Source organism: Burkholderia sp. 22088, assembly GCF_052045915.1.
Classification (GTDB): domain Bacteria; phylum Pseudomonadota; class Gammaproteobacteria; order Burkholderiales; family Burkholderiaceae; genus Burkholderia; species Burkholderia cepacia.
Window position 1 is genome coordinate 316,170 of sequence record NZ_JBQEPY010000006.1, and the last position, 25,335, is coordinate 341,504.

At 68.1% G+C, this 25,335-nt stretch carries 24 protein-coding genes and 1 pseudogene; 13 read left to right on the plus strand and 12 right to left on the minus strand.

Going from position 1 to position 25,335, the window contains the following annotated elements:
- The first annotated feature begins 102 nt into the window (after positions 1-102).
- Complete coding sequence (locus ACTJLD_RS14190) at positions 103-1,176, plus strand: alkene reductase (RefSeq protein ID WP_440659081.1); 1,074 nt, start codon at positions 103-105, stop codon at positions 1,174-1,176.
- Between the two features lie 335 nt (positions 1,177-1,511).
- Here the strand turns inward: ACTJLD_RS14190 and ACTJLD_RS14195 are convergent, their stop codons facing one another.
- Genes ACTJLD_RS14195 through ACTJLD_RS14220 form a run of 6 tightly spaced genes read right to left on the minus strand, consistent with a single transcriptional unit; the run spans position 1,512 to position 8,539 of the window.
- Positions 1,512-1,952 carry a dihydroneopterin aldolase gene (locus ACTJLD_RS14195; RefSeq protein ID WP_027790632.1) on the minus strand — a complete coding sequence of 147 codons (441 nt, stop codon included), beginning with the start codon at positions 1,950-1,952 and terminating at the stop codon, positions 1,512-1,514.
- Positions 1,949-2,581: a sarcosine oxidase subunit gamma gene (locus tag ACTJLD_RS14200; RefSeq protein WP_059622413.1), complete on the minus strand. Its 633-nt coding sequence runs from the start codon at positions 2,579-2,581 to the stop codon at positions 1,949-1,951. Before ACTJLD_RS14200 ends, ACTJLD_RS14195 begins: the two co-directional genes overlap by 4 nt.
- Entirely contained in the window at positions 2,571-5,582 is a 3,012-nt protein-coding gene (locus tag ACTJLD_RS14205) for a sarcosine oxidase subunit alpha family protein (protein WP_027790630.1), read from the minus strand. The genes ACTJLD_RS14200 and ACTJLD_RS14205 overlap by 11 nt, the downstream gene beginning before the upstream one ends.
- Positions 5,579-5,878 (minus strand): sarcosine oxidase subunit delta, encoded by a 300-nt coding sequence (locus ACTJLD_RS14210; RefSeq protein ID WP_027790629.1) that lies wholly within the window; start codon positions 5,876-5,878, stop codon positions 5,579-5,581. The genes ACTJLD_RS14205 and ACTJLD_RS14210 overlap by 4 nt, the downstream gene beginning before the upstream one ends.
- A 16-nt stretch (positions 5,879-5,894) precedes the next feature.
- Complete coding sequence (locus ACTJLD_RS14215; protein ID WP_006480591.1) at positions 5,895-7,139, minus strand: sarcosine oxidase subunit beta family protein; 1,245 nt, start codon at positions 7,137-7,139, stop codon at positions 5,895-5,897.
- A 14-nt stretch (positions 7,140-7,153) separates the two neighbouring features.
- Positions 7,154-8,539 (minus strand): L-serine ammonia-lyase, encoded by a 1,386-nt coding sequence (locus tag ACTJLD_RS14220; RefSeq protein WP_027790628.1) that lies wholly within the window; start codon positions 8,537-8,539, stop codon positions 7,154-7,156.
- A 302-nt stretch (positions 8,540-8,841) separates the two neighbouring features.
- Here ACTJLD_RS14220 and ACTJLD_RS14225 point away from each other — a divergent pair, with 302 nt between their 5' ends.
- The 8 genes and pseudogenes from ACTJLD_RS14225 to denD all read left to right on the plus strand — a co-directional run bounded on the left by ACTJLD_RS14225 (position 8,842) and on the right by denD (position 17,012).
- A complete protein-coding gene (locus tag ACTJLD_RS14225) occupies positions 8,842-9,915 on the plus strand; it encodes a GlxA family transcriptional regulator (protein ID WP_027790627.1) in 1,074 nt (357 codons plus the stop codon).
- A gap of 200 nt (positions 9,916-10,115) precedes the next feature.
- Positions 10,116-10,820 carry a FadR/GntR family transcriptional regulator gene (locus tag ACTJLD_RS14230; protein WP_027790626.1) on the plus strand — a complete coding sequence of 235 codons (705 nt, stop codon included), beginning with the start codon at positions 10,116-10,118 and terminating at the stop codon, positions 10,818-10,820.
- Between the two features lie 61 nt (positions 10,821-10,881).
- Positions 10,882-11,781, plus strand: a pseudogene (ltnD, locus tag ACTJLD_RS14235) (L-threonate dehydrogenase); the annotation flags it as partial.
- 19 nt (positions 11,782-11,800) lie between these two features.
- Entirely contained in the window at positions 11,801-13,090 is a 1,290-nt protein-coding gene (gene otnK, locus ACTJLD_RS14240; protein ID WP_059682301.1) for a 3-oxo-tetronate kinase, read from the plus strand.
- Positions 13,087-13,725: a 3-oxo-tetronate 4-phosphate decarboxylase gene (gene otnC, locus ACTJLD_RS14245; RefSeq protein WP_021156336.1), complete on the plus strand. Its 639-nt coding sequence runs from the start codon at positions 13,087-13,089 to the stop codon at positions 13,723-13,725. The genes otnK and otnC overlap by 4 nt, the downstream gene beginning before the upstream one ends.
- A 113-nt stretch (positions 13,726-13,838) precedes the next feature.
- On the plus strand, positions 13,839-15,164 hold the full coding sequence (locus tag ACTJLD_RS14250; protein ID WP_042972687.1) for an MFS transporter: 1,326 nt from the start codon (positions 13,839-13,841) through the stop codon (positions 15,162-15,164).
- Positions 15,165-15,232: 68 nt separating this feature from the next.
- Positions 15,233-16,012, plus strand: a complete 780-nt coding sequence (gene otnI / locus ACTJLD_RS14255; RefSeq protein WP_027790622.1) for a 2-oxo-tetronate isomerase — start codon at positions 15,233-15,235, stop codon at positions 16,010-16,012.
- A gap of 28 nt (positions 16,013-16,040) precedes the next feature.
- Entirely contained in the window at positions 16,041-17,012 is a 972-nt protein-coding gene (gene denD / locus ACTJLD_RS14260) for a D-erythronate dehydrogenase (protein WP_021156339.1), read from the plus strand.
- Positions 17,013-17,055: 43 nt separating this feature from the next.
- Here denD and ACTJLD_RS14265 read toward each other — a convergent pair whose 3' ends face one another.
- The 3 genes from ACTJLD_RS14265 to ACTJLD_RS14275 all read right to left on the minus strand — a co-directional run bounded on the left by ACTJLD_RS14265 (position 17,056) and on the right by ACTJLD_RS14275 (position 19,777).
- Positions 17,056-18,141: a lysylphosphatidylglycerol synthase domain-containing protein gene (locus tag ACTJLD_RS14265; protein WP_124919990.1), complete on the minus strand. Its 1,086-nt coding sequence runs from the start codon at positions 18,139-18,141 to the stop codon at positions 17,056-17,058.
- Complete coding sequence (gene hpnI / locus ACTJLD_RS14270; RefSeq protein WP_081072705.1) at positions 18,138-19,307, minus strand: bacteriohopanetetrol glucosamine biosynthesis glycosyltransferase HpnI; 1,170 nt, start codon at positions 19,305-19,307, stop codon at positions 18,138-18,140. Before hpnI ends, ACTJLD_RS14265 begins: the two co-directional genes overlap by 4 nt.
- A gap of 65 nt (positions 19,308-19,372) precedes the next feature.
- Positions 19,373-19,777, minus strand: a complete 405-nt coding sequence (locus tag ACTJLD_RS14275; RefSeq protein WP_321940663.1) for a hypothetical protein — start codon at positions 19,775-19,777, stop codon at positions 19,373-19,375.
- A gap of 225 nt (positions 19,778-20,002) precedes the next feature.
- Here ACTJLD_RS14275 and ACTJLD_RS14280 point away from each other — a divergent pair, with 225 nt between their 5' ends.
- The 3 genes from ACTJLD_RS14280 to ACTJLD_RS14290 all read left to right on the plus strand — a co-directional run bounded on the left by ACTJLD_RS14280 (position 20,003) and on the right by ACTJLD_RS14290 (position 22,710).
- Positions 20,003-20,662, plus strand: coding sequence for a response regulator (locus ACTJLD_RS14280; RefSeq protein ID WP_021156343.1), 660 nt, complete (start codon positions 20,003-20,005; stop codon positions 20,660-20,662).
- Positions 20,659-22,113, plus strand: a complete 1,455-nt coding sequence (locus ACTJLD_RS14285; RefSeq protein WP_440659086.1) for an ATP-binding protein — start codon at positions 20,659-20,661, stop codon at positions 22,111-22,113. Before ACTJLD_RS14280 ends, ACTJLD_RS14285 begins: the two co-directional genes overlap by 4 nt.
- A gap of 69 nt (positions 22,114-22,182) precedes the next feature.
- Positions 22,183-22,710, plus strand: a complete 528-nt coding sequence (locus tag ACTJLD_RS14290) for a cytochrome b (RefSeq protein WP_059697126.1) — start codon at positions 22,183-22,185, stop codon at positions 22,708-22,710.
- A gap of 267 nt (positions 22,711-22,977) precedes the next feature.
- Here ACTJLD_RS14290 and ACTJLD_RS14295 read toward each other — a convergent pair whose 3' ends face one another.
- Positions 22,978-23,253 carry a DUF4148 domain-containing protein gene (locus tag ACTJLD_RS14295; protein ID WP_091925372.1) on the minus strand — a complete coding sequence of 92 codons (276 nt, stop codon included), beginning with the start codon at positions 23,251-23,253 and terminating at the stop codon, positions 22,978-22,980.
- A 71-nt stretch (positions 23,254-23,324) separates the two neighbouring features.
- Positions 23,325-23,669: a DUF4148 domain-containing protein gene (locus ACTJLD_RS14300; protein ID WP_440659087.1), complete on the minus strand. Its 345-nt coding sequence runs from the start codon at positions 23,667-23,669 to the stop codon at positions 23,325-23,327.
- Positions 23,670-23,910: 241 nt separating this feature from the next.
- Here ACTJLD_RS14300 and ACTJLD_RS14305 point away from each other — a divergent pair, with 241 nt between their 5' ends.
- A complete protein-coding gene (locus ACTJLD_RS14305; protein WP_060174281.1) occupies positions 23,911-24,600 on the plus strand; it encodes an aspartyl/asparaginyl beta-hydroxylase domain-containing protein in 690 nt (229 codons plus the stop codon).
- A 96-nt stretch (positions 24,601-24,696) separates the two neighbouring features.
- On the opposite strand, the gene ACTJLD_RS14310 is transcribed toward ACTJLD_RS14305, so the two are convergent.
- The gene (locus ACTJLD_RS14310; RefSeq protein WP_440659088.1) at positions 24,697-25,062 is read right to left on the minus strand and encodes an ASCH domain-containing protein; all 366 of its coding nucleotides are present in this window, start codon (positions 25,060-25,062) and stop codon (positions 24,697-24,699) included.
- Positions 25,063-25,335 lie beyond the last annotated feature (273 nt).

The window sequence follows — 25,335 nt, forward strand, 5'->3', positions numbered from 1 at the left end:
GGATGATGTGTCCATGGCGGCGAGGCGCGCGCATGGTGCGCGGCCCGCGCCCGAGACGGCGCCGCCCCGGTGCCGTTACCCGACCCTCGAGGAGCACGCATCATGGACGCATTGTTCACCCCGGCCCGTGTCGGCCGCTACACGCTGCAGAACCGCCTGGTCATGGCACCGATGACGCGCAGCCGCGCCGCGTTCGACGGCACGCCCGGCGCACTGGCCGCCGAATACTACGCGCAGCGCGCAGATCTCGGCCTGATCGTCAGCGAAGGCACGCAGCCGTCGGACGACGGCCAGGGTTACCTGACGACGCCCGGCATCTACACCGATGCACACGTCGCCGGCTGGAAGGCGGTCAGCGAGCGCGTGCATGCGCGCGGCGCCCGCCTGTTCATCCAGCTGATGCACGTGGGGCGCATGTCGCATCCCGACAATACGCCGCATCATCGCCAGGGCGTCGCGCCTTCCGCGATCGCGCCGGGCGTGCCGATGTTCACGATGAAAGGGATGCAGGAGATTCCCGCGCCGCGCGCGCTGACGACGGACGACGTGCGCGGCACCGTGAACGACTTCCGCTTCGCCGCGCGCCGCGCGATCGAGGCCGGCGCCGACGGCGTCGAGATCCACGGCGCAAACGGGTATCTGGTCCAGCAGTTCTTCGCGCCGAACGCGAACACGCGCAGCGACGCCTACGGCGGTTCAATCGAAAATCGTGCGCGCTTCGCGATCGACGTTGCCGAGGCGATCGCCGACGAGATCGGCGCGGACCGCACCGCGATTCGCCTGTCGCCGGGCACCACGTTGTGGGGCATCGACGAAGGCGTGGAAGGGCCGGACCTGTATCGCTACCTGGCGACGCAGCTCGACCGGCTCGGCCTCGCGTACCTGCACGTGATGCACCAGGGCAACGAGCCGCTGCTCGCGGACCTGCGCGCACGCTGGAACGGTACGTTGATCGTGAACCGGCCGGGCCGCACGCGCGACGCGATCGGCACGGATGTCGCGACGGGTCTTGCCGATCTCGAAGCGTACGGCCAGATGGTGCTCGCGAATCCGGATTTCGTCACGCGGCTGAAGACGGGCGCACCGATGAACGACGCGCAGCGCGACACGTTCTTCGGCGGCGATGCGCGCGGGTATGTGGATTATCCGGCGTTGGACGGGGCGGCTGCGGCTTGACGCGATTACACGGGGCGATCGCTGCGACACGCCTGAACTGTTTCGCAGCTATCGCCGGTGAACCGCGCGATATCCGTCAAAGGCCGAACGTCTCATTGCTCGCCACCTGTCACGTTGAACGGAGCGATCCTGATGAGACTGTCGCAGGCATGGCTCGTAGAGGGCGGCATCACGATGCATTGACCGGGAAGGCCACCGCAAGCTGCTGGAGCGGGTCCGCAGTGGGTTGCCCAAAAGCGCTCGCGTGACAAGTGACGGGGGGAACGTCTCATTGTTCCGATATTCCAGGAACAATGAGCAATCGCGTGGGCGGATTGCCTCTCCGCCCCGCCCCTTCAAAGCTGCCCCGCCGCCCCCGTCCACCGCAAGTAATCCCCGCGCGTCCAGTCGAGCGACACGCCGACGCGCTTCGTACCCGGCCGGATCTTCGGCTTGTACACCGACAGCGTCAGCGACTCCAGCGCCGGCCATTCGCGGAACGACAGCACCGCGATGTCGGCGACGAGCGTCTCCAGCAGCCGCGTATGCGGCTTGTGCGACAGGAACGCGGCAAGTCGCGCGCAATAACCGTCGTAATCGATCCACTCGCCCTGCTCGCTCGGCTCGCAGCGATAGCCGAGCCGGGCATCGATCACGATCGGCTGCGGCGCTTCATGCTCGTGCGCATGAATGCCGATCCGCGCGGGCACCTTCAGTTCGTCGACGAACACGCTCCAGCCGTGCCCGCGCAGGCGCGGCGCGTCGATCGCCACGAACGGTTCGTCGAACGGCTTCATGATGCGAGCGGCGCGGCAGCGTCGAGCATGATCCGCACGAAATAGTCGGCGAAGCTGCGGCGCAGGACGATCTCGAACGCATCGTCGCCGGTCGGGACCAGCACGATCGACGTCTTGAAGTAGTGCGACTGCGCGCACTGGCCCGGCTTGAACACGCGCGGGTGGAGATCGAGCGGGCAGCCGCGTGCGAGCACGTCGCGCACGCGTTCGCCGCTGATCTCGACGACGGTATAACCGCTGCCGACGTCGACGGCCGCCGCATACGAACCCTGCACGGCCTCCGCGAGTCGCGCCTCCAGCACGCCTGCCTGCACGGGCCCGTGCGAGCGCACGAGCCACTCGTCGGGGCCGAGCCACAGCACGTCGTACTCGGCGCCGCGGGCAACGGTGTTCGGCGCCGCCGGCGGCCGGCAGCCGACCACGCGCTCGAACGCGGCGACGAACGCCGGATCGCTCAACTCGCCGCGTACGTTCACGAGATCGAGGAACGGCCGCTCGCGCAGCGTGAATTTCTTCGATGCGCGCGCCTGGTGCGGCTTCAGCACGTCGGCCGCGCCGACGAACGGCGATTCAAGCGTCACGCCGCCCGCGCCCGCCACCTGCGTCTGGTTTCTGGTTTCATTCCACATGCTGGCGCACCCCTTCGGTATCGTAGAAAACCGGGCTCGAGATCTTCGCGGTGATGCGCTTGCCGTTGGCCAGCGGAATCACGACGCTCTCGCCCATCTTGTTCAGGCCGCCCTTCACCACCGCGAGCGCGATCGAGCGCTTCAGGATCGGGCTGTAGTAGCTCGACGTCACGTGGCCGATCATCGGCGTCGGATCGACCGCCGACACCTGCGTGTCCTTCGCGACGATCTGCGCGCCTTCCGGCAGCACGAACTGTTCGTCCTCGGTCAGCAGGCCGACGAACTGCTTGCGGCCCTCCTTCGCGGTGTCCGAGCGCGCGAGCGAACGCTTGCCGAGGAAGTCCTTCGACTTCGCGACCAGCCCGCCCATCCCGAGGTCGTACGGCGTGACCGAGCCGTCGGTGTCCTGGCCGACGATGATGTAGCCCTTCTCCGCACGCAGCACGTGCATCGTTTCGGTGCCGTACGGCGTGATGTCGAACTCGGCACCGGCGGCCATCAGCGCTTCCCACACCGCGCGGCCCGCATTCGCCGGCACGTTCACTTCATAGGCGAGCTCGCCCGAGAAGCTGATCCGCATCACGCGCGCCTTCGCGCCGGCAACGGTGCCGTTCCGGTAGCTCATGAACGGGAACGCTTCGTTGCCGAAGTCGATGTCCTGGCACACCTTCTGCACGACCTTGCGGCTCTTCGGGCCGACCACCGCGAACGTCGCCCAGTGATCGGTGACCGACGACAGCCGCACCTTCATGTCGGGCCATTCGGTCTGCAGCCAGCGTTCGAGCCACGTGAGCACGCGCGCCGCGCCGCCCGTCGTGGTCGTCATCATGAAATGCTGGTCGGCGAGGCGCACCGTCACGCCGTCGTCGAACACCATCCCGTTTTCGTCGAGCATCAGCCCGTAGCGGCACTTGCCGACCTCGAGCTTGTTCCAGGGGTTCGTGTACATCCAGTTCAGCAGCTTCACGGCATCCGGGCCCTGGATGTCGATCTTGCCGAGCGTCGATGCGTCGAGGATGCCGACGCTGTTGCGCACCGCCAGGCATTCGCGCTTCACGGCCGCATGGAGATCCTCGCCGTTCTTCGGGAAGTACCACGGCCGCTTCCAGTTGCCGACGTCCTCGAACAGCGCGCCGTGCTCGACGTGCCACTCGTGCACGCAGGTCTTGCGGATCGGGTCGAGGAAATCGCCGAGCTCGCGGCCCGCGAACGTACCGAACGAAACGGGCGTGTAATTCGGGCGGAACGTGGTCGTGCCCGTTTCCGGAATCGACTTGCCGAGCGCCCCCGCGAGAATCGCCATCCCGTTGATGTTGCCGAGCTTGCCCTGGTCGGTGCCGAAGCCCATCGCCGTATAACGCTTCACGTGCTCGACCGACTCGAAGCCTTCGCGCGCGGCAAGCAGGATGTCGGCGGCCGACACGTCGTTCTGGAAATCGACGAACTGCTTCGGCCCGCGCGCCGCGGCCTCGCGGCTGCCGACGAGCCACAGCGGCTGCAGTGCACCTTCGACGGTTTCCGCGACCTGCGGCGCGACCGGGCGCTGCTCGGCCGTGAAGCCCGCGGCCTTCGCCGCTTCCACGCCCGCATCGACCGCGAGCCGCAGCGCGCGCGCCAGGCCGAATTCTCCGGCCGCCGCGCCGATGCTCGCTTCCGCCTGCACGGGCTTGCCCGGCAGGAAACACGCCTTCTCGTCGCTCCAGCACGCCTTGCCGCCCGACTGCGCGAACAGGTGCAGCACGGGGCTGAAGCCGCCCGACATCGCGACGAGGTCGCACGGCAGCGTCTGCAGCTTGCCGCCCACCTGGCCGTTCGTGCTCGACGCGACGTCGACCGACGATACGCGCCACTTGCCCGATGCGGCCGTCACGACGGCGCCGCTCAACACCGTCACGCCCTGCCGCTTCGCCGCGGCCGGCAGCGCACCGTTCGACGATGCGCGCGAATCGACGACCGTCACTTTCGCGCCGCACGCCTTCAGGTCGAGCGCGGTCTGGTACGCACGATCGTTGTTCGTGAACACGACCGCGTTGCGGCCCGGCAGCACGCCGAAGCGATGCACGTAGGTGGACACCGCGCCGGCGAGCATCACGCCCGGCAGGTCGTTGTTGCCGAACACGATCGGACGCTCGTGCGCGCCGGTCGCGAGAATCACGCGCTTCGCGCGAACTTTCCACAGCAGCTCGCGCGTGCCCTTGCGCATCGACACGGGCAGGTGATCGGTCAGCCGCTGCGTGACCGTCACGAGGTTATGGTCCTGGTAGCCGAACGCGGTGCTGCGCGACAGGATCGTCACGTCGGGCAGCTTGCGCAGCTCGGCCTCGATCTTCTCGACCCACTGCAGCGCGGGCTTCGCGTCGATTTCCGCGCGGCACGACAGCAGGCTGCCGCCGAGCTCGCGCTGGTCGTCGACGAGGATCACGCGCGCGCCGGCCGTGGCCGCCGCATGCGCGGCCGCGAGCCCCGACGGGCCGCCGCCCACGACGAGCACGTCGCAATGCGCATAGCACTTGTCGTAGCGATCGGCGTCGAGCGCTTCCGGCGCCTTGCCGAGGCCGGCGGCTTCGCGGATCTTCTCTTCGTACTTCGGCCACATGTTGCGCGGCCACATGAACGTCTTGTAGTAGAAGCCGGCCGGCAGGAAGCGCGACAGCTTCTGGTTGATCGCGTACTTGTCGTTCTCGAGCGTCGGCTCGGCGTTCACGCTCGACGCGACGAGCCCCTGGTACAGCTCGATCTCGGTCGCGCGCGCATTCGGCACCGTGTACGGGCCCGATTCGAGCTGCACGACCGCATTCGGTTCCGCGACGTCGGCCGTCACGATCCCGCGCGGGCGGTGGTACTTGAAGCTGCGCGCGACGAAGTGCACGCCGTTCGCGAGCAGCGCGGACGCGAGCGTGTCGCCCTGGAAGCCCTGATACGTGCGGCCGTTGAACGTGAACGTCAACGGAATCGCGCGATTGATGCGGCCACCGGTGCCGAGGCGGTCTTTCTGGCTCATTTGCTCGTGCCCTCTTCGTGTGCGTTGCCGGCAGCGTCGCCGCCGAACTTTTCGTAGCCCTTGATATCGTAGGTCACCGTGTCGCGCGTGGCCTTGAACCAGCGGCGGCAGCCCTGCGCGTGCAGCCATTGCTCCTTGTGCAGCCCGCGCTTGTTCTCGCGCATGAACACGTATTCGCCCCATTCGCGGTCGGTCATGTTCTCGTTGTTGACGGGGCGCACGATGTCGGCTTCACCGCCGCATGAGAACTCGGATTCGGCGCGCGGCCCGCACCACGGACATTCGATCAGCAACATGTTTTCTTCTCCTCGTTCAGTGCGCGACGGCGGCTGCGCCGTGCTCGTCGATCAGGTGGCCCGTGTAGAAGCGGTCGAGTGCGAACGGCGCGTTCAGCGGATGCGGTTCGTCGCGCGCGATCGTGTGCGCGAACACCCAGCCCGAGCCGGGCGTCGCCTTGAAGCCGCCGGTGCCCCAGCCGCAGTTGAAGTAGAGGCCCTTCACGTCGGTCTTGGTGATGATCGGGCACGCGTCCGGCGACACGTCGACGATGCCGCCCCACTGGCGGTTCATCCGCACGCGCGAGAACACCGGGAACATCTCGACGATCGCCTGCAGCGTGCTTTCGATGATGTGGAAGCTGCCGCGCTGGCCGAAGCCCGTGTACTGGTCGATACCCGCGCCGATCACGAGGTCGCCCTTGTCGGACTGGCTGATGTACGCGTGCACCGCGTTCGACATGATCACCGAGTTGACGACCGGCTTGATCGGCTCGGACACCAGCGCCTGCAGCGGGTGGCTTTCGATCGGCAGGCGCACGCCGGCCATGTCGGCGAGCGTCGTCGTGTTGCCGGCCGCGACCACCGCCACCTTCTTCGCCTTGATGAAGCCCTTCACCGTATCGACGCCGACCACCGCGCCGCCTTCGCGGCGAATGCCCGTCACCTGGCAGTTCTGGATGATGTCGACACCCGCGCGGTCCGCGCCGCGCGCGAAACCCCAGGCCACCGCGTCGTGACGCGCCACACCGGCGCGGCGCTGGATCGATGCGCCGAGCACCGGATAGCGGCTGTTCAGGTTGATGGTCGGCTCGATTTCCTTGATCTGCGCGGGCGTCAGGAATTCGGCGTCGACACCGTTCAGGCGGTTCGCGTTCACGCGACGCTCGGTGTCACGCACGTCCTGCAGCGTGTGGGCCAGGTTCATCACGCCGCGCTGGCTGAACATCACGTTGTAGTTCAGGTCCTGCGACAGCCCTTCCCACAGCTTCATCGCCTTCTCGTACAGCGCGGCCGATTCGTCCCACAGATAGTTCGAGCGCACGATCGTCGTGTTGCGCGCGGTGTTGCCGCCGCCGATCCAGCCCTTCTCGAGGATCGCGACGTTCGTGATGCCGTGTTCCTTCGCGAGGTAGTAGGCGGTCGCGAGGCCGTGGCCGCCGCCGCCGACGATCACGACGTCGTATTCCTTCTTCGGTTCCGGGCTCTTCCACTGCTTTTCCCAGTTCTCGTGATACGAGAGACCGTTGCGGAACAGGCTGAATATCGAGTAGCGGCTCATGTTGTGGTCCTTCGTTAGCATTCGATGACGTTCACGGCCAGACCGCCGCGCGACGTTTCCTTGTATTTCGTCTTCATGTCGGCGCCCGTCTCGCGCATCGTCTTGATGACCGAGTCGAGCGACACGTAGTGCTGGCCGTTGCCCTTGAGCGCCATGCGCGACGCGTTCAGCGCCTTGATCGCGCCCATCGCGTTGCGCTCGATGCACGGGATCTGCACGAGCCCGCCGACGGGGTCGCAGGTCATCCCGAGGTTGTGCTCCATGCCGATCTCGGCCGCGTTCTCGACCTGGTCGGGCGTGCCGCCCATCACCGCGGCGAGCGCGGCGGCCGCCATCGAGCACGCGACGCCCACTTCGCCCTGGCAGCCGACTTCCGCGCCGGAGATCGACGCGGTTTCCTTGTAGATGATCCCGATCGCCGCGGCCGTCATCAGGAATTCGACGATGCCGGCTTCGTTCGAGCCCGGCACGAACTTCACGTAGTAGTGCAGCACCGCGGGAATCACGCCGGCCGCGCCGTTGGTCGGCGCGGTGACGACACGGCCGCCCGCCGCGTTCTCCTCGTTGACGGCCATCGCATACAGGTTGACCCAGTCGAGCATCGACAGCGGGTCGCGCAGCGACTCTTCCGAACGCGCGCGCAGGCGGGCATTCAGCTCGGCCGCGCGGCGCTTCACGCGCATCGGGCCCGGCAGGTCGCCCTCGACCTTGCAGCCGCGCTCGACGCAGGCGGCCATCGTGCGCCAGATCGCGAGCAGCCCGGCGCGCACTTCGTCGGCGGGGCGCAGCGCGCATTCGTTGCGCATCATCAGCTCGGCGATCGACAGCCCGTGCTCGCGGCACTGGCGCATCAGGTCGTCGCCGGTGCGGAACGGGTACGGCACCTCGACCGCCGCGCGCACGCCGTTCACGCGATCGCCGTCGCGGTTCACGACGAAGCCGCCGCCGACCGAGTAATACTCTTTCTCGACGAGCAGCTGGCCGTGTTCGTCGAAGGCCTGGAAGCGCATCCCGTTCGGGTGCACGATGCTCGTGCCGCTCATCAGCTTGCGATAGAAGCCGATATGTTCCTTTTCGTCGAAGCGCACCGTCTGCTTGCCGAGCAGCGACAGCGATTTCTCCGCGCGGATCGCGGCCAGCCGCGGCTCGATCAGGTCGGGATCGATCGTGTCGGGCAGGTGGCCCTCGAGGCCGAGCAGCACGGCCTTGTCGGTGCCGTGGCCCTTGCCGGTCGCACCGAGCGAGCCGTATAGTTCGACCCGCACGCGGCGCACGAAACCGAGCAGGTTCGCGTCCTCCACGTGCGACGCAAAGCGGCACGCGGCGATCATCGGGCCGACCGTGTGCGAACTGGACGGGCCGATGCCGATCTTGAACAGGTCGAACGCGCTGACGTTCATCTGGCTTCCTCTGGATGGGGACATACATCAAGTGACGTTGGGCACCAGTACATCAAAGCGTAAAATCGGCCGATAGAACAAAAACGGCATCGGCGTGGGATACCGCCGCCAAGCGCCGCGCCGGCAGGCCGGAAAGTGCGTTTTGGCGATGGTTCGCGACGGAAAACCACAAGTCGCGCCGGAGCCGATCGGCGACGCTGGCTGCATCCGCGTCGCCCGGCCGTGCCCGACTGCCGTACCCGCGTTACCCGTATCGACAGACTGAGTGAGACCGCCTGCCCGGCGTGAAGAGATTGGCCGCGATGACACCCGACGTACCCGCTTCCCCCCTCGCAGAACCCGCACCGCGACGCATCCGCTTCGGCATCGTGCTGCTGCCGAACTTCACGCTGACGGCCTTCTCGGGCTTCGTCGACATGCTCCGGCTGTCGGCGGACGACGGCGACTACAGCAAGCCCGTGCGCTGCGCGTGGAGCGTGATCGGCGAAACCCTCGCGCCGGTGCGCGCGAGCTGCGGGATCCAGATCACGCCATGGGAAACCTTCGACGCGGCCGAGCCGTTCGACTACGTGGTGGTGGTCGGCGGGCTGCTGCATTCGGGGCCGCAAGCGGGCCCCGAGACGCTCGACTTCATCCGCCGCGCGGCGGCCGGCGGCGCAACGGTCGTCGGGATCTGCACCGGCGTGTTCACGCTGATGCGCGCAGGCGTGCTCGACGGCTACCGCACCTGCGTGAGCTGGTTCCATTACTGGGATTTCATCGAGCGCTTTCCGGCCGCCGATCCCGACCTGCTGATCGCCGACCGGCTGTTCGTGATCGACCGGCGCCGCATCACCTGCTCGGGCGGCCGCGCGTCGATCGACGTCGCCGCCGCGATCCTGCTGCGCCATTTCGATCACGCGACCGTGCAGAAGGCGCTGCGCATCCTGCTGGTCGGCGAGATGCAGAAAGGGAATGCGCCGCAGCCGCATCCGCCGGGCCTCGAGCCGGCGACGCACCCGAAGGTCAAGCGCGCGATTCTCCTGATGGAACAGCATGTCGGGCGGGCGCTGTCGCTCGACGAGCTCGCGAACAAGCTCGACCTGTCGACGCGGCAGCTCGAGCGGCTGTTCAAGGCCGAAACGGGCAAGAGCCCGCAGGCGTTCGCGAAACAGGTGCGGCTGCGCACGGCCGCGTGGCTGCTGACCAGTTCCGACCGCACGGTGGCCGATATCGCGTCGAGCTGCGGGTTCGCCGATGCGTCGCACCTCGGGCGCGAGTTCCGCAAGCAGTTCGGCGTGCCGCCGGCGACTTATCGGGAGCGCGGCGGCGAAGTGGCGGAAGCCGGCGCGACGGCAGATGCGACGGACGACTCCGTCGAGGACATCGCCGACTGACGGCCAACGCACCTGCACTGCTCTTTCCCGCCCGGCTGACCCACCGCGACGCGATAGTCGATCGCGCCGATTTCCCTTCAAATGGAACCGGTTTCAGTTGATTTGACCGACGTTGCCCTCCGTTGATCGAGGGTTATCCCGGATGCTTCATCGCGCTCAAATTTGTATGATGACCACATAACCTTACAAGCCAGAGCACCATGTTCGAGAAAATTCCCGCCCGCGCGATGAGCGACCATGTCGCGCAGCAACTGCTCAAGCAGATCGAAGTCGGCAGCTTCTCGGCCACCGGCAAGCTGCCGACGGAGGCCGTGCTCGCGCAGGAATTCGGCGTGAGCCGCACCGTGATCCGCGAGGCGATCTCGCGGCTGAAGAACGAAGGCGTGGTCGAGCCGCGCCAGGGCAGCGGCGTGTACGTGAACCAGCACGGCGCGATCCGGCCGCTGCGGATCGACTATGCGGAAGCGGTCGAGGCCACCTCGCTGCCGCACCTGCTCGCGGTGCGCCGCGCGATCGAGGCCGAGGTCGCGGCCGAAGCGGCCCTGCACCACACCGACGAAGACATGGCCGACATCGACGAGGCGCTGCGCAAGATCGACGATGCCGTGGCCGAAGGGCGCGACGGCGTCGCGGAAGACGTCGCGTTCCACCGCACGATCGCGGCCGTCACCGGCAACCCGTATTTCCTGAAGACGCTGCAGTTCCTGAACCAGTACCTCGAAGCCGGCGTGAAGGTCACGCGGCGCAACGAAGCGACGCGCGAGGACTTCTCGCGCCAGGTGCGCGAGGAACACGCGGCGATCGCCGACGCGATCCGCGCGCGCGACCCGATGGCCGCGCGCAACGCGGCGCGCACGCACATGTACAACGCCGCCCGTCGTCTCGCGGAAGCCGGCATCTGCTGAAGCCGGCGGCCGCGGCCGTTACAGGCGCCGCCGCTGTCACGAACCTCTTCCGAATCGATCAAGGTTGACCATGTCACGAAATGTTGGAGTCATCGGCCTCGGCGCGATGGGCCTCGGCGTCGCCCGCTCGCTGCTGCGCGCCGGCCTGCGCGTGCACGCATGCGACGTGCGCGACACCGTGCTGCGGGCATTCGCCGCCGAAGGCGGCGTCGCCTGCGCGACGCCGGCCGAACTCGGCGCGCAGTGCGACGTCGTCGTCACGCTCGTCGTGAATGCCGCGCAGACCGAAACGGTGCTGTTCGGCGAGCACGGCGCGGTCGCGGCGATGAAGCCGGGCGGCGTCGTGATCGCCAGCGCGACCGTCGCACCGGAATTCGCGGTGGCGCTCGGTGAACGCATCGAGGCCGCCGGCCTGCAGATGCTCGACGCGCCCGTGTCCGGCGGCGCCGCGCGCGCGGCCTCCGGCGAGATGACGATGATGACGTCGGGCCCGGCCGCCGCGTACGCGGGCTGCGAGGACGTGCTCGCCGCGATCGCCGGCAAGGTCTATCGACTCGGCGATGCGCACGGCATTGGCTCGAAGGTAAAGATCATCAACCAGTTGCTGGCCGGCGTGCATATCGCCGCGGCGGCCGAGGCGATGGCGCTGGGCCTGCGCGAAGGCGTCGATGCCGACGCGCTGTACGACGTGATCACGCACAGCGCCGGCAATTCGTGGATGTTCGAGAACCGCGTGCCGCACATCCTGAACGGCGACTACACGCCGCTGTCGGCCGTCGACATCTTCGTGAAGGATCTCGGCCTCGTGCTCGATACCGCGCGCCGCAGCAAGTTCCCGCTGCCGCTGTCGGCCACCGCGCACCAGATGTTCATGAGCGCGTCGAGCGCCGGCCACGGCGGCGAGGACGATTCCGCCGTGATCAAGACCTTCCCCGGCATCACGCTGCCGCCCGCCCGCTGATTCGAACGACGTACCCGCCATGACCGCTCCCGTTTCCCGTCCCCTGCTCGGCTGCATCGCCGACGATTTCACCGGCGCGACCGATCTCGCGAACATGCTCGTGAAGAGCGGCATGCGCACCGTGCAGACGATCGGCGTGCCCGCCGACGGCGCCACGCTTGATGCGGACGCGATCGTCGTCGCGCTGAAGTCGCGCACGATCCCCGCGGCCGACGCCGTCGCGCAATCGCTCGCCGCCTACGCATGGCTGCGCGAGCAAGGCTGCCGGCAATTCTTCTTCAAGTACTGCTCGACGTTCGATTCGACCGACGCGGGCAACATCGGGCCCGTCGCCGATGCGCTGCTCGATGCGGCCGGCGGCGGCTTCACGATCGCGTGCCCGGCATTCCCCGAGAACGGCCGCACGATCTATCGCGGCCACCTGTTCGTCGGCGACGTGCTGCTGAACGAATCGGGCATGGAAAACCATCCGCTCACGCCGATGAAGGACGCGAACCTCGTGCGCGTGCTGCAGCGGCAAACGAAGTCGCCCGTCGGCCTGATCCGCTACGACACGATCGCGCTGGGCGCGGCCGCCGTGCGCACGCGGATCGACCAGTTGCGTGCGGAAGGCGCACGATTCGCGATCGCCGACGCGCTGTCGGACCGCGACCTCTACGTGCTCGGCGAAGCCTGCGCGGGCCTGCCGCTCGTCACCGGCGGCTCGGGCATCGCGCTCGGCCTGCCCGCGAATTTCCGCCGCGCGGAGCAACTGCCCGAGCGCGACAACGCGGCGTCGCTGCCGCGTATCGACGGCCTGTCGGCGGTGCTCGCCGGCAGCGCATCGAAGGCCACCAACGCGCAGGTCGCCGCATGGCGCGCCACGCGACCGAGCTTCCGCATCGATCCGCTCGCGGCATCGCGCGGCGAACCCGTCGTCGACCAGGCACTCGCGTTCGCGCGCACGCACCTGCCGCAGCCCGTGCTGATCTACGCGACCGCGACGCCTGACGAAGTGAAGGCCGTACAACAAGCGCTCGGCGTCGACGCGGCCGGCCATCTCGTCGAAGCCACGCTCGCGGCGATCGCGCGCGGGCTGCGCGATCTCGGCGTGCGCAAGTTCGTCGTCGCCGGCGGCGAGACGTCCGGCGCGGTCGTGCAGGCGCTCGACGTGAAGTCGCTGCAGATCGGCGCGCAGATCGATCCGGGCGTGCCGGCGACGGCCACCATCGACGCGGCGCCGCTCGGCCTCGCGCTGAAGTCCGGCAACTTCGGCACCACGGACTTTTTCGACAAGGCGCTGCGCGCGCTGGACGGAGCCGCACGATGAGCGACGAAGCGAAACTGCGCGAGGAGATCTGCGTCGTCGGCGCCAGCCTGTACGCGCGCGGCCACGCGGTCGGGAGCGCCGGCAACATCAGCGCCCGGCTGCCCGACGGCTGGCTGATCACGCCGACCGACGCGTGCCTCGGCCGGCTCGACCCGAACGACATCGCGAAAGTCGGCCTCGACGGCCAGCCCGTATCGGGCGGCAAGCCGTCGAAGACGCTCGCACTGCATCGCGGCATCTACGCACGCAATGCCGAAGCGAACGGCGTCGTCCACACCCATTCGACGCACCTCGTCGCGCTGACGCTCGCGGGCGTATGGCGCGACACCGACGTGCTGCCGCCGATCACGCCGTACTACGTGATGAAGGTCGGCCACATTCCGCTGATCCGCTACCGCCGCCCCGGCGATCCGGGCGTCGCCGCGGAAGTCGCGGCGCTCGCCGACCAGGTGCGCGGCGTGCTGCTCGACCGCCTCGGCCCCGTGATGTGGGGGCCATCGGTGTCGCACGCGTCGTATGCGCTCGAAGAACTCGAGGAAACGGCGCGGCTGTGGCTGATGACGAACCCGAAACCCGAACCGCTCGACGAGGCCGCGCTCGACGAATTGCGCGCCAGCTTCGGCGCGCGCTGGTAGCGACGTACCCCGCAACGATTCCCATGCCCGCCGTGTGCGCGGGCCCTTCCGTCAGCACACACAATGATCCGGCGGCGTACACGCCGCCGGCACACAACATCCTGGAGACGACGATGACTGCTCTCGACGCGGCCGCTGGCCGCTCGCCCGCCGCGCCCGCCCATGCCGCGGAACTCGACCGCACCTACAAGAAAGTGTTCTGGCGCATCGTGCCGTTCCTGATGCTCTGCTACGTGGTCGCGTATCTCGACCGCGTGAACGTCGGCTTCGCGAAGCTGCAGATGTCGCAGGATCTCGCGTTCAGCGAAACCGTGTTCGGGCTCGGCGCCGGCATCTTCTTCCTTGGCTATTTTCTGTTCGAACTGCCAAGCAACATGCTGATGCACCGCATCGGCGCACGCATCTGGATCGCGCGGATCATGATCACGTGGGGCCTGCTGTCCGGGCTGTTCGCATTCGTGCAGACGCCGACGCAGTTCTACGTGCTGCGCTTCCTGCTCGGCCTCGCGGAAGCCGGCTTCTATCCCGGCGTGATCCTGTATCTCACGTACTGGTTCCCGTCGCATCGCCGCGCGAAGATCATCGCGGTGTTCATGTCCGCGATTCCCGTGTCGGGCATCTTCGGCAACCCGCTGTCGGGCTGGATCATGGAACGCTTCCACGGCGGCTCGGGTTTCCACGGCTGGCAATGGATGTTCATGATCGAAGCCGTGCCGGCCGTGCTCGTCGGCATCGCGACGATCCTGTATCTCGACAACAGCATCCGCGGCGCGAAGTGGCTCGACGAACGCGAGAAACAACTGCTGGAGGACGAGATCGCCGCGCAGCCGCAGGAACAGCAGCAGCACGGCCACTCGCTGAAGGCCGTGTTCGCCGACCCGCGCATGTGGTGGATGTCGCTGATCTACTTCGCGTTCGTCACGGGCCAGTACGGCCTCACGTTCTGGATGCCGACGCTCGTGAAGTCGACCGGCATCACCGATACGCTGCAGATCGGCCTGCTGTCCGCGATCCCGTTCCTCGTCGCGATCGTCGTGATGAACCTGTTCGGCCACAGCGCGGACAAGCGCCGCGAACGCCGCTGGCACCTGATCGTGCCCGCGCTGATGGGCGCGGTCGGGTTTGCGGTCGCCGCGTCGTACTCGCACAATACGGCGGTGTCGATCGTGTTCCTGTCGCTCGCGGCGGGCGGCGTGCTGACCTGCGCACCGCTGTTCTGGTCGCTGCCGACCGCGTTCCTCGCGGGCTCCGCGGCCGCCGCCGGGATCGCGATCATCAACTCGGTCGGCAACCTCGCCGGGTTCGCGAGCCCGTACGTGATCGGCTACCTGAAGGACGTCACGCACAGCACCGCGTCCGGCATGTACGTGCTGGCCGCAATGCTCGTGATCGGCGCGATCGCCGTGTGGCTCACGCCCGCGAAACTCGTGAACCGCTGAACCGCCGAGTTGCCATTCGACGCGGGGCGACGTATGCCCCGCCCCATTCATTCACAGGACCCGCTGCCATGCCACGCTTCGCCGCCAACCTCTCGATGATGTACACCGAGCACGCGTTCCTCGAACGCTTCGCCGCTGCCGCCTACGACGGCTTCAAGGCCGTCGAGTACCTGTTCCCGTACGACTTCGCCGCCGAGGACATCCGCGCGCGCCTCGACGCGCACACCCTCGAACAGGCGCTGTTCAACGCGCCGCCCGGCGACTGGGCCGCGGGCGAACGCGGCACCGCATCGCTGCCGGGCCGCGAGGACGAGTTCCGGCGCGGCATCGACCAGGCGCTCGACTATGCACGCGTGCTCGGCAACCGGAAGCTGCACGTGATGGCCGGGATGGTGCCGCCGGGCGCCGACCGTGCACGCCATCGCGACACCTACCTGTCGAACCTGCGCCATGCCGCGCAGGCCGCTGCCGCGCACGGCATCACGATCCTGATCGAGCCGATCAACCAGCGCGACATGCCCGGCTATTTCCTGAGCCGTCAGGACGACGCGCAGGCGATCCGCGCGGAAGTCGGCGCGCCGAACCTGAAGGTGCAGTTCGACTGCTACCACTGCCAGATCGTCGAAGGCGATCTCGCGACCAAGCTCCGGCGCGATTTCGCGGGCATCGGCCATATCCAGATCGCGGGCGTGCCCGACCGCCACGAGCCGGATCTCGGCGAACTCAACTACCCGTATCTGTTCGAGCTGATCGACACGCTCGGCTACGACGGCTGGATCGGTTGCGAGTACCGCCCGAAGGCCGGCACGTCGGAAGGGCTCGGCTGGCTCAGGGCCTGCTCCCGCTAATTCACGCATTCCTCGGAAGGTAACGAACATGAAAGTACTGATCACCGGCGGCGCCGGCTTTCTCGGCCAGCGCCTGGCGCGCAAGCTGCTCGAGCGCGGCGAACTGAGCGGCCCCGACGGCCGCAGCGAGAAGATCGACGAGCTGGTGCTGCTCGACGTCGTCGAAGGCAGCGATTTCGGCGATGCGCGCGTGACGTCGATCGTCGGCGACATCGCCGATCGCGCGGTGCTCGAACGCGCGATCGACACGCAAACCGGCGCGATCTTCCACCTCGCGGCAATCGTCAGCGGGCAGGCCGAGGCCGATTTCGATCTCGGCATGCGGATCAACCTCGACGCGTCGCGCGCGCTGCTCGAAGTGTGCCGCGCCCGTGGCCACCGGCCGCGCGTCGTGTTCACGAGCTCGGTCGCGGTTTATGGCGGCACGCTCCCCGATGTCGTGCAGGACGACACCGCGCTGAACCCGCAATCGTCGTACGGCGCCGAGAAAGCGATTGCCGAGCTGCTGCTGTGCGACTACGCGCGGCGCGGCTTCGTCGACGGCCGCGTGCTGCGGCTGCCGACGATCAGCGTGCGGCCGGGCCGCCCGAATGCGGCCGCATCGTCGTTCGCGAGCGGCATCATCCGCGAGCCGCTGAACGGCGAGGAAAGCGTGTGCCCGGTGCCGGGTTCGACGCGGCTGTGGCTGCTGTCGCCGCGCGGCGCAATCGAAGCGCTCGTCGCGGGCTGCGAAATCGACAGCGCGAAGCTCGGCAACAAACGCGTGATCAATTTGCCCGGCCTGTCGGTATCGGTCGACGAAATGATCGCGGCGCTGCGCGAAGTCGCGGGCGACGAAGTCGTGAAGCTGATCCGCCATGTGCCCGACGAGCGCGTCGAGAAGATCGTCGGCAGCTGGCCGGGCCGCTGGGATACGTCGCGCGCGGAAGCCCTCGGATTGAAGGGCGATACGTCGTTCGCGGACGTGATCCGCAGCCATCTCGCCGACGAACGGCGCTGATTCCCGCGCCGCCGGCCGCGCGGGCACGGCCTGCGTGGCCGCATCAATGCGGCCGGGCGGATTCCCCGATGGGCAACGACGCGCGTTTCGTTCCGCCCGGCCGGTTCGCCGAACCGGCCGCCCACTGCCACGCGAGCAGGCCCGGCAGATAGAACAGCAGGTCGCGCACGCGGCGGGCGCCGGCCAGGGCGAGACACGTCGGCGGATCGAACCCGAGGAGCCCGCCGATCAGCACGAACCCGCCCTCCTGCACGCCGAGGCCGCCCGGCATCAGGAACGCGATACTGCTCACGAGCTGGATCAGCGCCTCGATCGCGAGCGCCTGCGCGAAGGTCGGCTCTGCGCCGAGAAAGACCAGCGCGAGCCAGATTTCCAGCGCGTAGCCCACGAACTGCAGGGGCTGCCAGATCGCGAGGTAGCGCACGACGATGCCGGTCTTTCTCCAGATCATCCGGATCGACTGATCGGTACGCGCCGATTCGCCGACGAGCGCCACCACCTTCCCGCTCGTGACGCGGTTGAGCACGCGCATCGCGCGCTCGAACGGCCGCGCATGCTGCACCAGCGCGAACAGCAGCAGCACCGGCACCAGCGCGGCCATGCCGATCGCAAGGTTCCCGGCCACCCGGGCGGCATCGGACGAGACGTGCCCGAGCACGTAGCCGATCGCGACCAGCGCGAACACCAGCTGGCTGATCAGCGTCAGCTGCATGTCGGCGACGAGGCTGGCCACGATCGTCGCCGGCCGCACGCCCGCCTGCCGCAGCAGGCCGAACGACACGATCTCGCCGCCGATCCGCGCGACCGGCAGCAGCCCGTTGATCGATTCGCGAATCCACACGAGTTTCAGCATCGTCGCGAACGACGGCCTACGCGGGCCGCGGATCAGCATCCGCCAGTCCCACGCATTCGCGAGCATCGGCAGGAGGTGGGCCAGCGCCGCGAGCAGCAGCCCGGCGCCGGCAATCTGCAGGCGATGCAGGATGTCCAGCGGATGCTCGCGCCAGATCAGCCACACGGCGAGCGCCAGCCCGCCCAGCGCCGCTGCCTGCCCCGCGCGCCGAAGCCGCGCGTCGCTGCGCGTGGCGTTCCGGGCGGCGTCGCCGCCGGGGTTCGTCTGCGTCGTCACGATTCGCTCGCCGCCGACAACCGCCCTTCCCGGTTCACGCGAAAGCGCGTGCCGCGCCACACGACGTGCGACGAGAAGAAGCTCGACACGAACACGAAGAACTGCAGGAGATCGACGAACGGCAGCCAGATTGCGCCGCGCAGCCCCGCGCCGGTTGCACGGCTGGTTTTCAGCATCAGCAGCACCCGCGCGGCGAGCGCCGCGACCGCCAGCGCGCACGCGGCGGCCGTGCCGCCCGAGAACAGCAGCGCCAGCAGCGCGAGCGGCACCGGGTGCATCAGCACCGAGCCCGCATGACCGAGCCGGTCCGCCGCGCGAATCGTGCAGCTCCAGCGCAACTCGTGGGCGTACAGCCTCGAGAACGTCTCCTCGACGCACGCATGCCCGACGACGAACGACGGAATGACGACCTGCGCGCCCGCCTGCCGCACCGCTTCGCCCAGCGCGTGATCCTCGGCCAGGTGATGCGCGAATCGCGCGAGGCCGCCGATACGTTCGAGCGTCGCGCGCGTGATCGCAATCGTCTGGCCAAAGCAGGGCCGCGCACGCCCGATGCAGAGCCCGGTGATCACGCCCGGCAGGAAATGGTAGTTCGTCATCGCGACGGCGATCCTGGGCCAGAAACCCGGCGATGCGACACCGCGGTACACGCTCGTCACGATGCCGACATCCGGCTGTTGCAGCGCGCCGACGACCGCGCGCAGATAATCGCGCTCGACCAGCACGTCGCTGTCGGCGAGGCACAGCACCGCATACTCCGCGTGTTCGAGCATGTTCACGAGATTGCCGATCTTGCGGTTCGGCCCGTACAGCCGCGCATCGGCGACGACCTTGATGTTCGCGTCAGGGTAGCGTGCACGCAGCGTCTCGACGGCCGCGAGTGCCGCGTCGCCTGCATCGTGCACGCCGAACAGGTGCTGGACGGGGCCCGGATAATTCTGCACGAAGAAGCTTTCGAGATGCTGTACGAGCTGCCACTCGTCGCCGTGCAGCGGCTTCGCGACGGTGACGCCCGGATACTCGCGCGGCTGCGCCGCCGGCCTCGAAAAGAACCGCCCGACCAGCACGCTGGCCGCGACCGTATACGCAATACCCAGCAATACGCCCAGCCCGCAGACGATCGACATCGCGCCGGCCAGCGCGTGCAGCACATGCAGCAACACCATGCGATTCCCCAGTGGTGGCCCGGCGGGACCGTGGTGCGTCGGGGCGGGCACGCGCGAAGGCGGGCTCACCCGTGTGCGTAGCGGAACCGATTTCCGTTGAGCCGGATATGAAGGATGACCAGCCGACGGTACGCGCAATCGGATGACACGGCTACCGTGTGACGATCGATTCCGGTCTCGTGTACGAATCCGCAATCCAGCGCCGCCCTGAACGCCGCGCGGGCAAGCTTGCGGACCGAAAGGATCGCGGTGACGATCGCGACGACGGTCCACATGCGAAACGTCATCGTCGTGAAAAATGCCTCGGGTACGCGCAGCGCCAGCCATGAAACCAGCACGAAGCACTGAACGAACATGCCGGCCAGCGCGGCGATCAGCAGGTAGGCGCGCCATCGCTCGATCGTTGAGGGGGCCATGAGGAATGAATCTCCCGTACGGGCGACTCGCGTCGATCGGACATCGATCGGCAAGGTCGCGGATTGACGGGCAAGCCGGACAGGCGTGACCCGGTTCGGGATCAGGGGCAGCGGAAAATCCCCCTGGAAACGGTGTGGCCGATGGTAGCGGGATTGCCGCCGCCGAACCTTAAGCGTTCTTCAGAATCGGGAGAAGTTTGATCCAGCACAATTACATTCCGTTGCGCGGCAGGCGGGTCGCGCTCGTACAATCGCAGGCATCCTGCCCCCGAATCGACCATGCGACTCCTCCTTGTTGAAGACGACGACCTGATCGGCAGCGGTCTCGAGATCAGCCTGACCCAGGCCGGCTATCACGTCGACTGGTTGCGCGACGGTCACGCAGCGGCAGCCGCCCTCGCGACCACGCGCTTCGCGCTCGTCGTGCTCGATCTCGGCCTGCCCGGGAAATCGGGCACCGAGCTGCTGCGCGCGTTGCGCGATGCGGGCGATACCGTCCCCGTGCTGGTCCTGACCGCGCGCGGCACCGTGGCCGACCGCGTCCGCGGCCTCGACGACGGCGCCGACGACTATCTCGCGAAACCGTTCGAACTGACCGAAGTGCTCGCCCGCTGCCGCGCGCTCGTGCGCCGCTCGCAGGGCCGCGCCGGCGACGAGATCGTGTGGCGCGACATCACGATCGACCTGACCGCCCACACGGTGACACGCGATGCGTCGCGCATCGCGCTCACGTCGCGCGAGTGGGCCATCCTGGTTCAGCTGGTCAGCCACCCGGGCGCGCCGCAGTCGCGCTCGCGCCTCGAGGACACCCTGTACGGCTGGCAGGAAGGTATCGAAAGCAATGCGATCGAGGTGCATGTGTCGAACCTGCGCAAGAAGCTCGGCGCGGAACTGATCCGCACCGTTCGAGGCGTCGGCTACGTCGTCGATCTCGCATGACGTCCCGCTCGATACGGCGCCGCGTTTCGTTGATGGCGCTCGGCTGCGTGACGGTCGTGTGGCTCGCCGCCGTGTTCGGCAGCTTCCGGTACGCGACGCGCGAGATCGGCGAATGGGAAGACGCCCGCCTCGTCGAATATGCATCGCTGCTGGTCAACCTCTCGCCTGCCGACCTCGACCGCCTCGCCCGTGTTCCGCCGGACGCGCGTGTCGAACTGGATCGCCGCGGCTCGAAACCCGGCCCCGAAACCGACGGCGATCGCCTTCCGCGCGACGTGCTGTTCGAGGTGCGCGACGCACGGGGCCAGGTCGTCGCGTCGAGCCTCCCGGCCGGCGCCGCCGGCCTGCCCGACGCGCACGACTCGCGCGGTATTCCTGAAACAATCGTCATCCGCGACGCGTCATGGCGTACGCACACGCTGCGCGACGACGCGTCGGGGCGCTGGATCCGCGTGATGGAAATCGCGAACACGCGCAGCGACCTGGCGACCGGCACCGCGCGCGGCATCGTCCTGCCGTTGATCGTCGCGCTCCCGGTGCTGGCGCTGCTCCTCTGGTATCTGATCGGACGCGGTCTCGCGCCGTTGAAGACGCTGTCGACACTGATCGGCGCGCGCGACGCGCGATCGCTCGAACCGCTCGGCATCGCGGCCGTGCCGGACGAAGTGCGCCCGCTGGTCGACGCGATCGACCGCCTGCTGGCCCGGCTGCGGCAATCGATCGTGCGCGAGCGCGCGTTCACGTCCGATGCCGCGCACGAGCTCAAGACACCGCTTGCCGCGATCAAGGTCCAGGCCCAGGTGGCCATCGCGACCGACGATCCGGCACTCCAGCGGCTCGCGATGCAGCGGGTCGTTCAAGGCGTCGACCGCAGTGCGCGTCTCGCCGAGCAGTTGCTGCTGCTCGCGCGGCTCGACGAATACGAACGCATTCCGACGCGCGCGGTCGCCGTTCGAGAACTCGTCGAAGCTGCCCTCGACCGCCATCTCGCGAAGGCGTCGGACAAGGCCATCGACCTCGTGGCCGGCCCCGTCTCCGAGCGCGCGATCGACGCCGATCCGATCCTGATCGGCATCCTGCTCGACAACCTCGTCGACAACGCCGTGAAGTACGGCCGCCCGGGCGGCCGCATCGAGCTCGGCGTGCGCGACGACGGCGCACTGCAATGCATCGTCGTTCGCGACGACGGGCCCGGCGTCGCCCCCGGCGAGTACGAGCGGCTCGGCGACCGCTTCTATCGCGGCAGCGGCGCGCAGTCGCCCGGCAGCGGGCTCGGGTTGTCGATCGTCACGCGTATCGCGCAATACCTGGGCGGCACCGTGCAGTTCGGGCCCGGCATCGGCGGCCAGGGCCTCGGTGTCACGGTTGCACTGCCATCGGCGGACGCGGGCGAAGCGCGGCCGGCAGGCTCACCCGACGACCGATCACCGCATGAGATGCCGCGTGCTTAACGTTTCGTTAAGCATGCGATCGTAGAATCCACCCGTCCAATACCGTCCCCGTCGTACGCAGGAGCCTTCATGTCCACACCCGCCCGTTATGACACCGTTGCGCGTTTTCTTCACTGGCTGATCGTCGCGCTGATCGTCGCCCAATATGCGATCGGCTGGACGATGCCCGACGTGCATCGCGATACACAACCCGTCGGCCTGATCGCCGCGCACCTGATCGTGGGCACCGCACTGCTCGCCGCGATGGCCTGCCGCGTGCTGTGGCGCGCGACGCATCGCCCGCCGGCGAACGACCTGTCTCCCGCAATGCGTGCGCTGTCGGGCGTCACGCATTTCGCGCTCTACGCGCTGCTGATCGCCGTGCCGCTGCTCGGCTGGATCAACGCATCGTCGCGCGCGTGGGGCGTGACGCTGCTCGGGATCGTGCCGCTGCCCGCGCTGTCGGCGGCCGGTTCCGGATTCGGCCACGCGATGGGCGATGTGCACGGCATCCTCGCCTGGGCGCTGTTCGCCGGCATTTGCCTGCACGTCGCAGCGGCGCTGGCGCACCGCTTCGTGCTGCGCGATCAGATCCTGCAGCGCATGATGCCCTGGTAATCGCGCGAGCGGCAGCACGGCATGCCATCGCGCGCATGAACCGGCCTGCCGCCAGGGCCGCACCGGTCGTCGCCCCGGCTCATCGCGCGACCGGCCGGCCTGACCATCGCGCGCCGCCGGCCAGATGATCGCGGCGCCGAGCGAAGCGGCGCGCGATGACGGGCACGGCGGCCGGTGTCCATCCACCGCGTCGGGCGGCACGAACGGCTGCCGGACGGCCGTGCCGCGAACACGACGGCCTGAAGTCGCACAAGACCATATCGACACCTAGTTGCTGTTCTGCGCCGGCATACCGGCCGCCGGTGCATGCGCGCCGGCAGCCGCCATCCGGGCCCGGTCCTGATCGGCAAGCTTCGCTTGCGCCGCCTGGATGTCCGCCGGATACTCGCCGTCGTCCCCTTTCGCCGGGTCGTACCCGGCTGCTTCCAGGCGCATCAATTCGTCGCGAACCTGCGCGCGCGTCAGCGGCGCGGCCGATTGCGCGAAGGCCGACTGACCGGCGATCGCCGCGATCATCGTCAGTACTGCGATATATGCTTTCATCATGAGCTCCTTCAATGTTCCGTATCGATCAACCTGGGTGAACGCAGGCCCTGCGAACGCAGGCGGCTGCGTCAGCTGCCGAAATAGATCGTGCAGAAACTCGCCGGGCCGACGCATGCGGCGGAACGCTGGCGCGGCGCCATCGTCGCCGGCTTGCCTGCATCGGACGAGGCGGCCGGCTCGCTGCCGACTGCCGTGCCGGCCTGGCGCTGCGGCATCCGTTCGACCTGCTGCCGGAACAGCGGGCTCACGTCCGGATACGACGTATCGGTCACGAAGCGCAGCCCCTGGTTCTCGGCATCGATCAGTTGCTGCCTGACCTGCGCGCGCGTCAGTGCCTGCGCCGATGCGGGCGCCGCGACACCCGCGAAAGAAATCACCGCCACGGCGGCGGCCACCAGCCAATGCTTGTTCATGTTCCACTCCTCGAGAAGTCAACGAGACGACGTGCTACACCCGTATGACGACGGAGCGTGTGCATTTATTCCCGCATGTCGCAGCTCGATTCACGCGGCTTCTCCGGCTCCGGGGGCGCGTGGAACGAACATTCATGAACCTGTCATTCTTTCGTCAGCCGGCGTAACCTGACGTAACGCAGCGCCCGACCCGCTTCGGGCAGACTGACGTCACCCTTTCCGGATCGCGCCTCGATCGACCATGTCCGTCGCTTACGACTATGCAGCCGGCCTGCTGCGCACGCTGTACGACCGCCATATCGACGGCGGCGCGGTGCTCGATACGGCCGCGTTTCCCGATGCCGAGCGTTTCGTCCGTGCGTGGCCCGCCATCCAGGCGGAGGCATTCGCCGTGGCGCGCGACATGGCGCGCATCCCGCGCTTCCACGAGATCATGCGCGAGCAGTACGACATCTCGGCCAACGATGCACGCGACTGGCGGATGTTCATCATGCAGGCGTACGGCCAGCCGTTCCCGCGCAACCTGTCGCGCTGCCCGACCGTCGCGTCGATCGTCGCGACGTCGCCGGACGTGCTGTCCGCATCGCTGTCGTTCCTCGCACCCGGCAAGCACATTCCACCGCATCGCGGGCCGTTTCGCGGCATCCTGCGCGGCTATCTCGTGCTGTCGATGCCGAAGCGCGCGGACGGCGTGCCGGCCGCCGTGCTGAAGGTGGACGGCCACGAATACCGGCTCGACGAAGGCCGTTTCCTGCTGTGGGACGATACGTTCATGCACGAGGTGTGGAACGACAGCGACGCCGTGCGGATCGTGCTGCTGCTCGATATCCGCCGACGCGGGATGCCGCGCCTGCTCACGTGGCTGTCGAATGCGGTGATCGGCATCGTGCGGATCGGGATCAGGATACGCGGGCGATCGATTCCGGTTTAGCGCGGGCGGCGGGCACGCTCCGGGTGATCCTTCGTCTCGACTGCCCTCTCTTGTGTCGAAAGGGCGTTCGGCTCGCCCCTGATGCAGGCGAAATCATCAGGATACCTTTCCGAAATCATCCGGCAACGCATAGATGCCGCGCTTCGCGACGCACGGAACAGGCGGCGCGATCTGCCGAACGTTCTCCAGTTCCCAGCACACGTATCCGGCACACCATTGCTTGCCTTGCGAGCGGGCTTCGTCGGGCGTCCAATCGTGCCCCCCCACGACATCGACCATCGCGAGCGCGATACCGTCGGGATCCTCCTGCCCGTCCTGTCGCAGGAAGATCGCGTTCTGCACCAGCACGAGATCGCGCAACGGGATGGCCGGCGGCGCCCACGAGCGGATTTCCACGCGTTTGCGGCCCGCGACGATATCGTCGACGGCCGGTTTGACGATCGACAGCGCGGATCGCGGCATGGCGGGAATGTCCTTCATCGGCAAGTGGAGAGCGTGCGACCGTCGAGCGGCACGGTGGCACGGCGGCACGGCGGCACGGCGGCCCGGCGGCACGGCGGCACGGCGGCCCGGCGGCCCGGCGGCCCGGCGGCCCGGCGGCCCGGCGGCCCGGCGGCCCGGGCAGGATTGTTTCCGATCCGCGTGGTCGTGTCGACCGCGACGGATCGACACGCCGGCGCACGGCGACTACGAGACACCGTCTTTGCGCCCCCGACGGATCGCCTAAACTAAAGA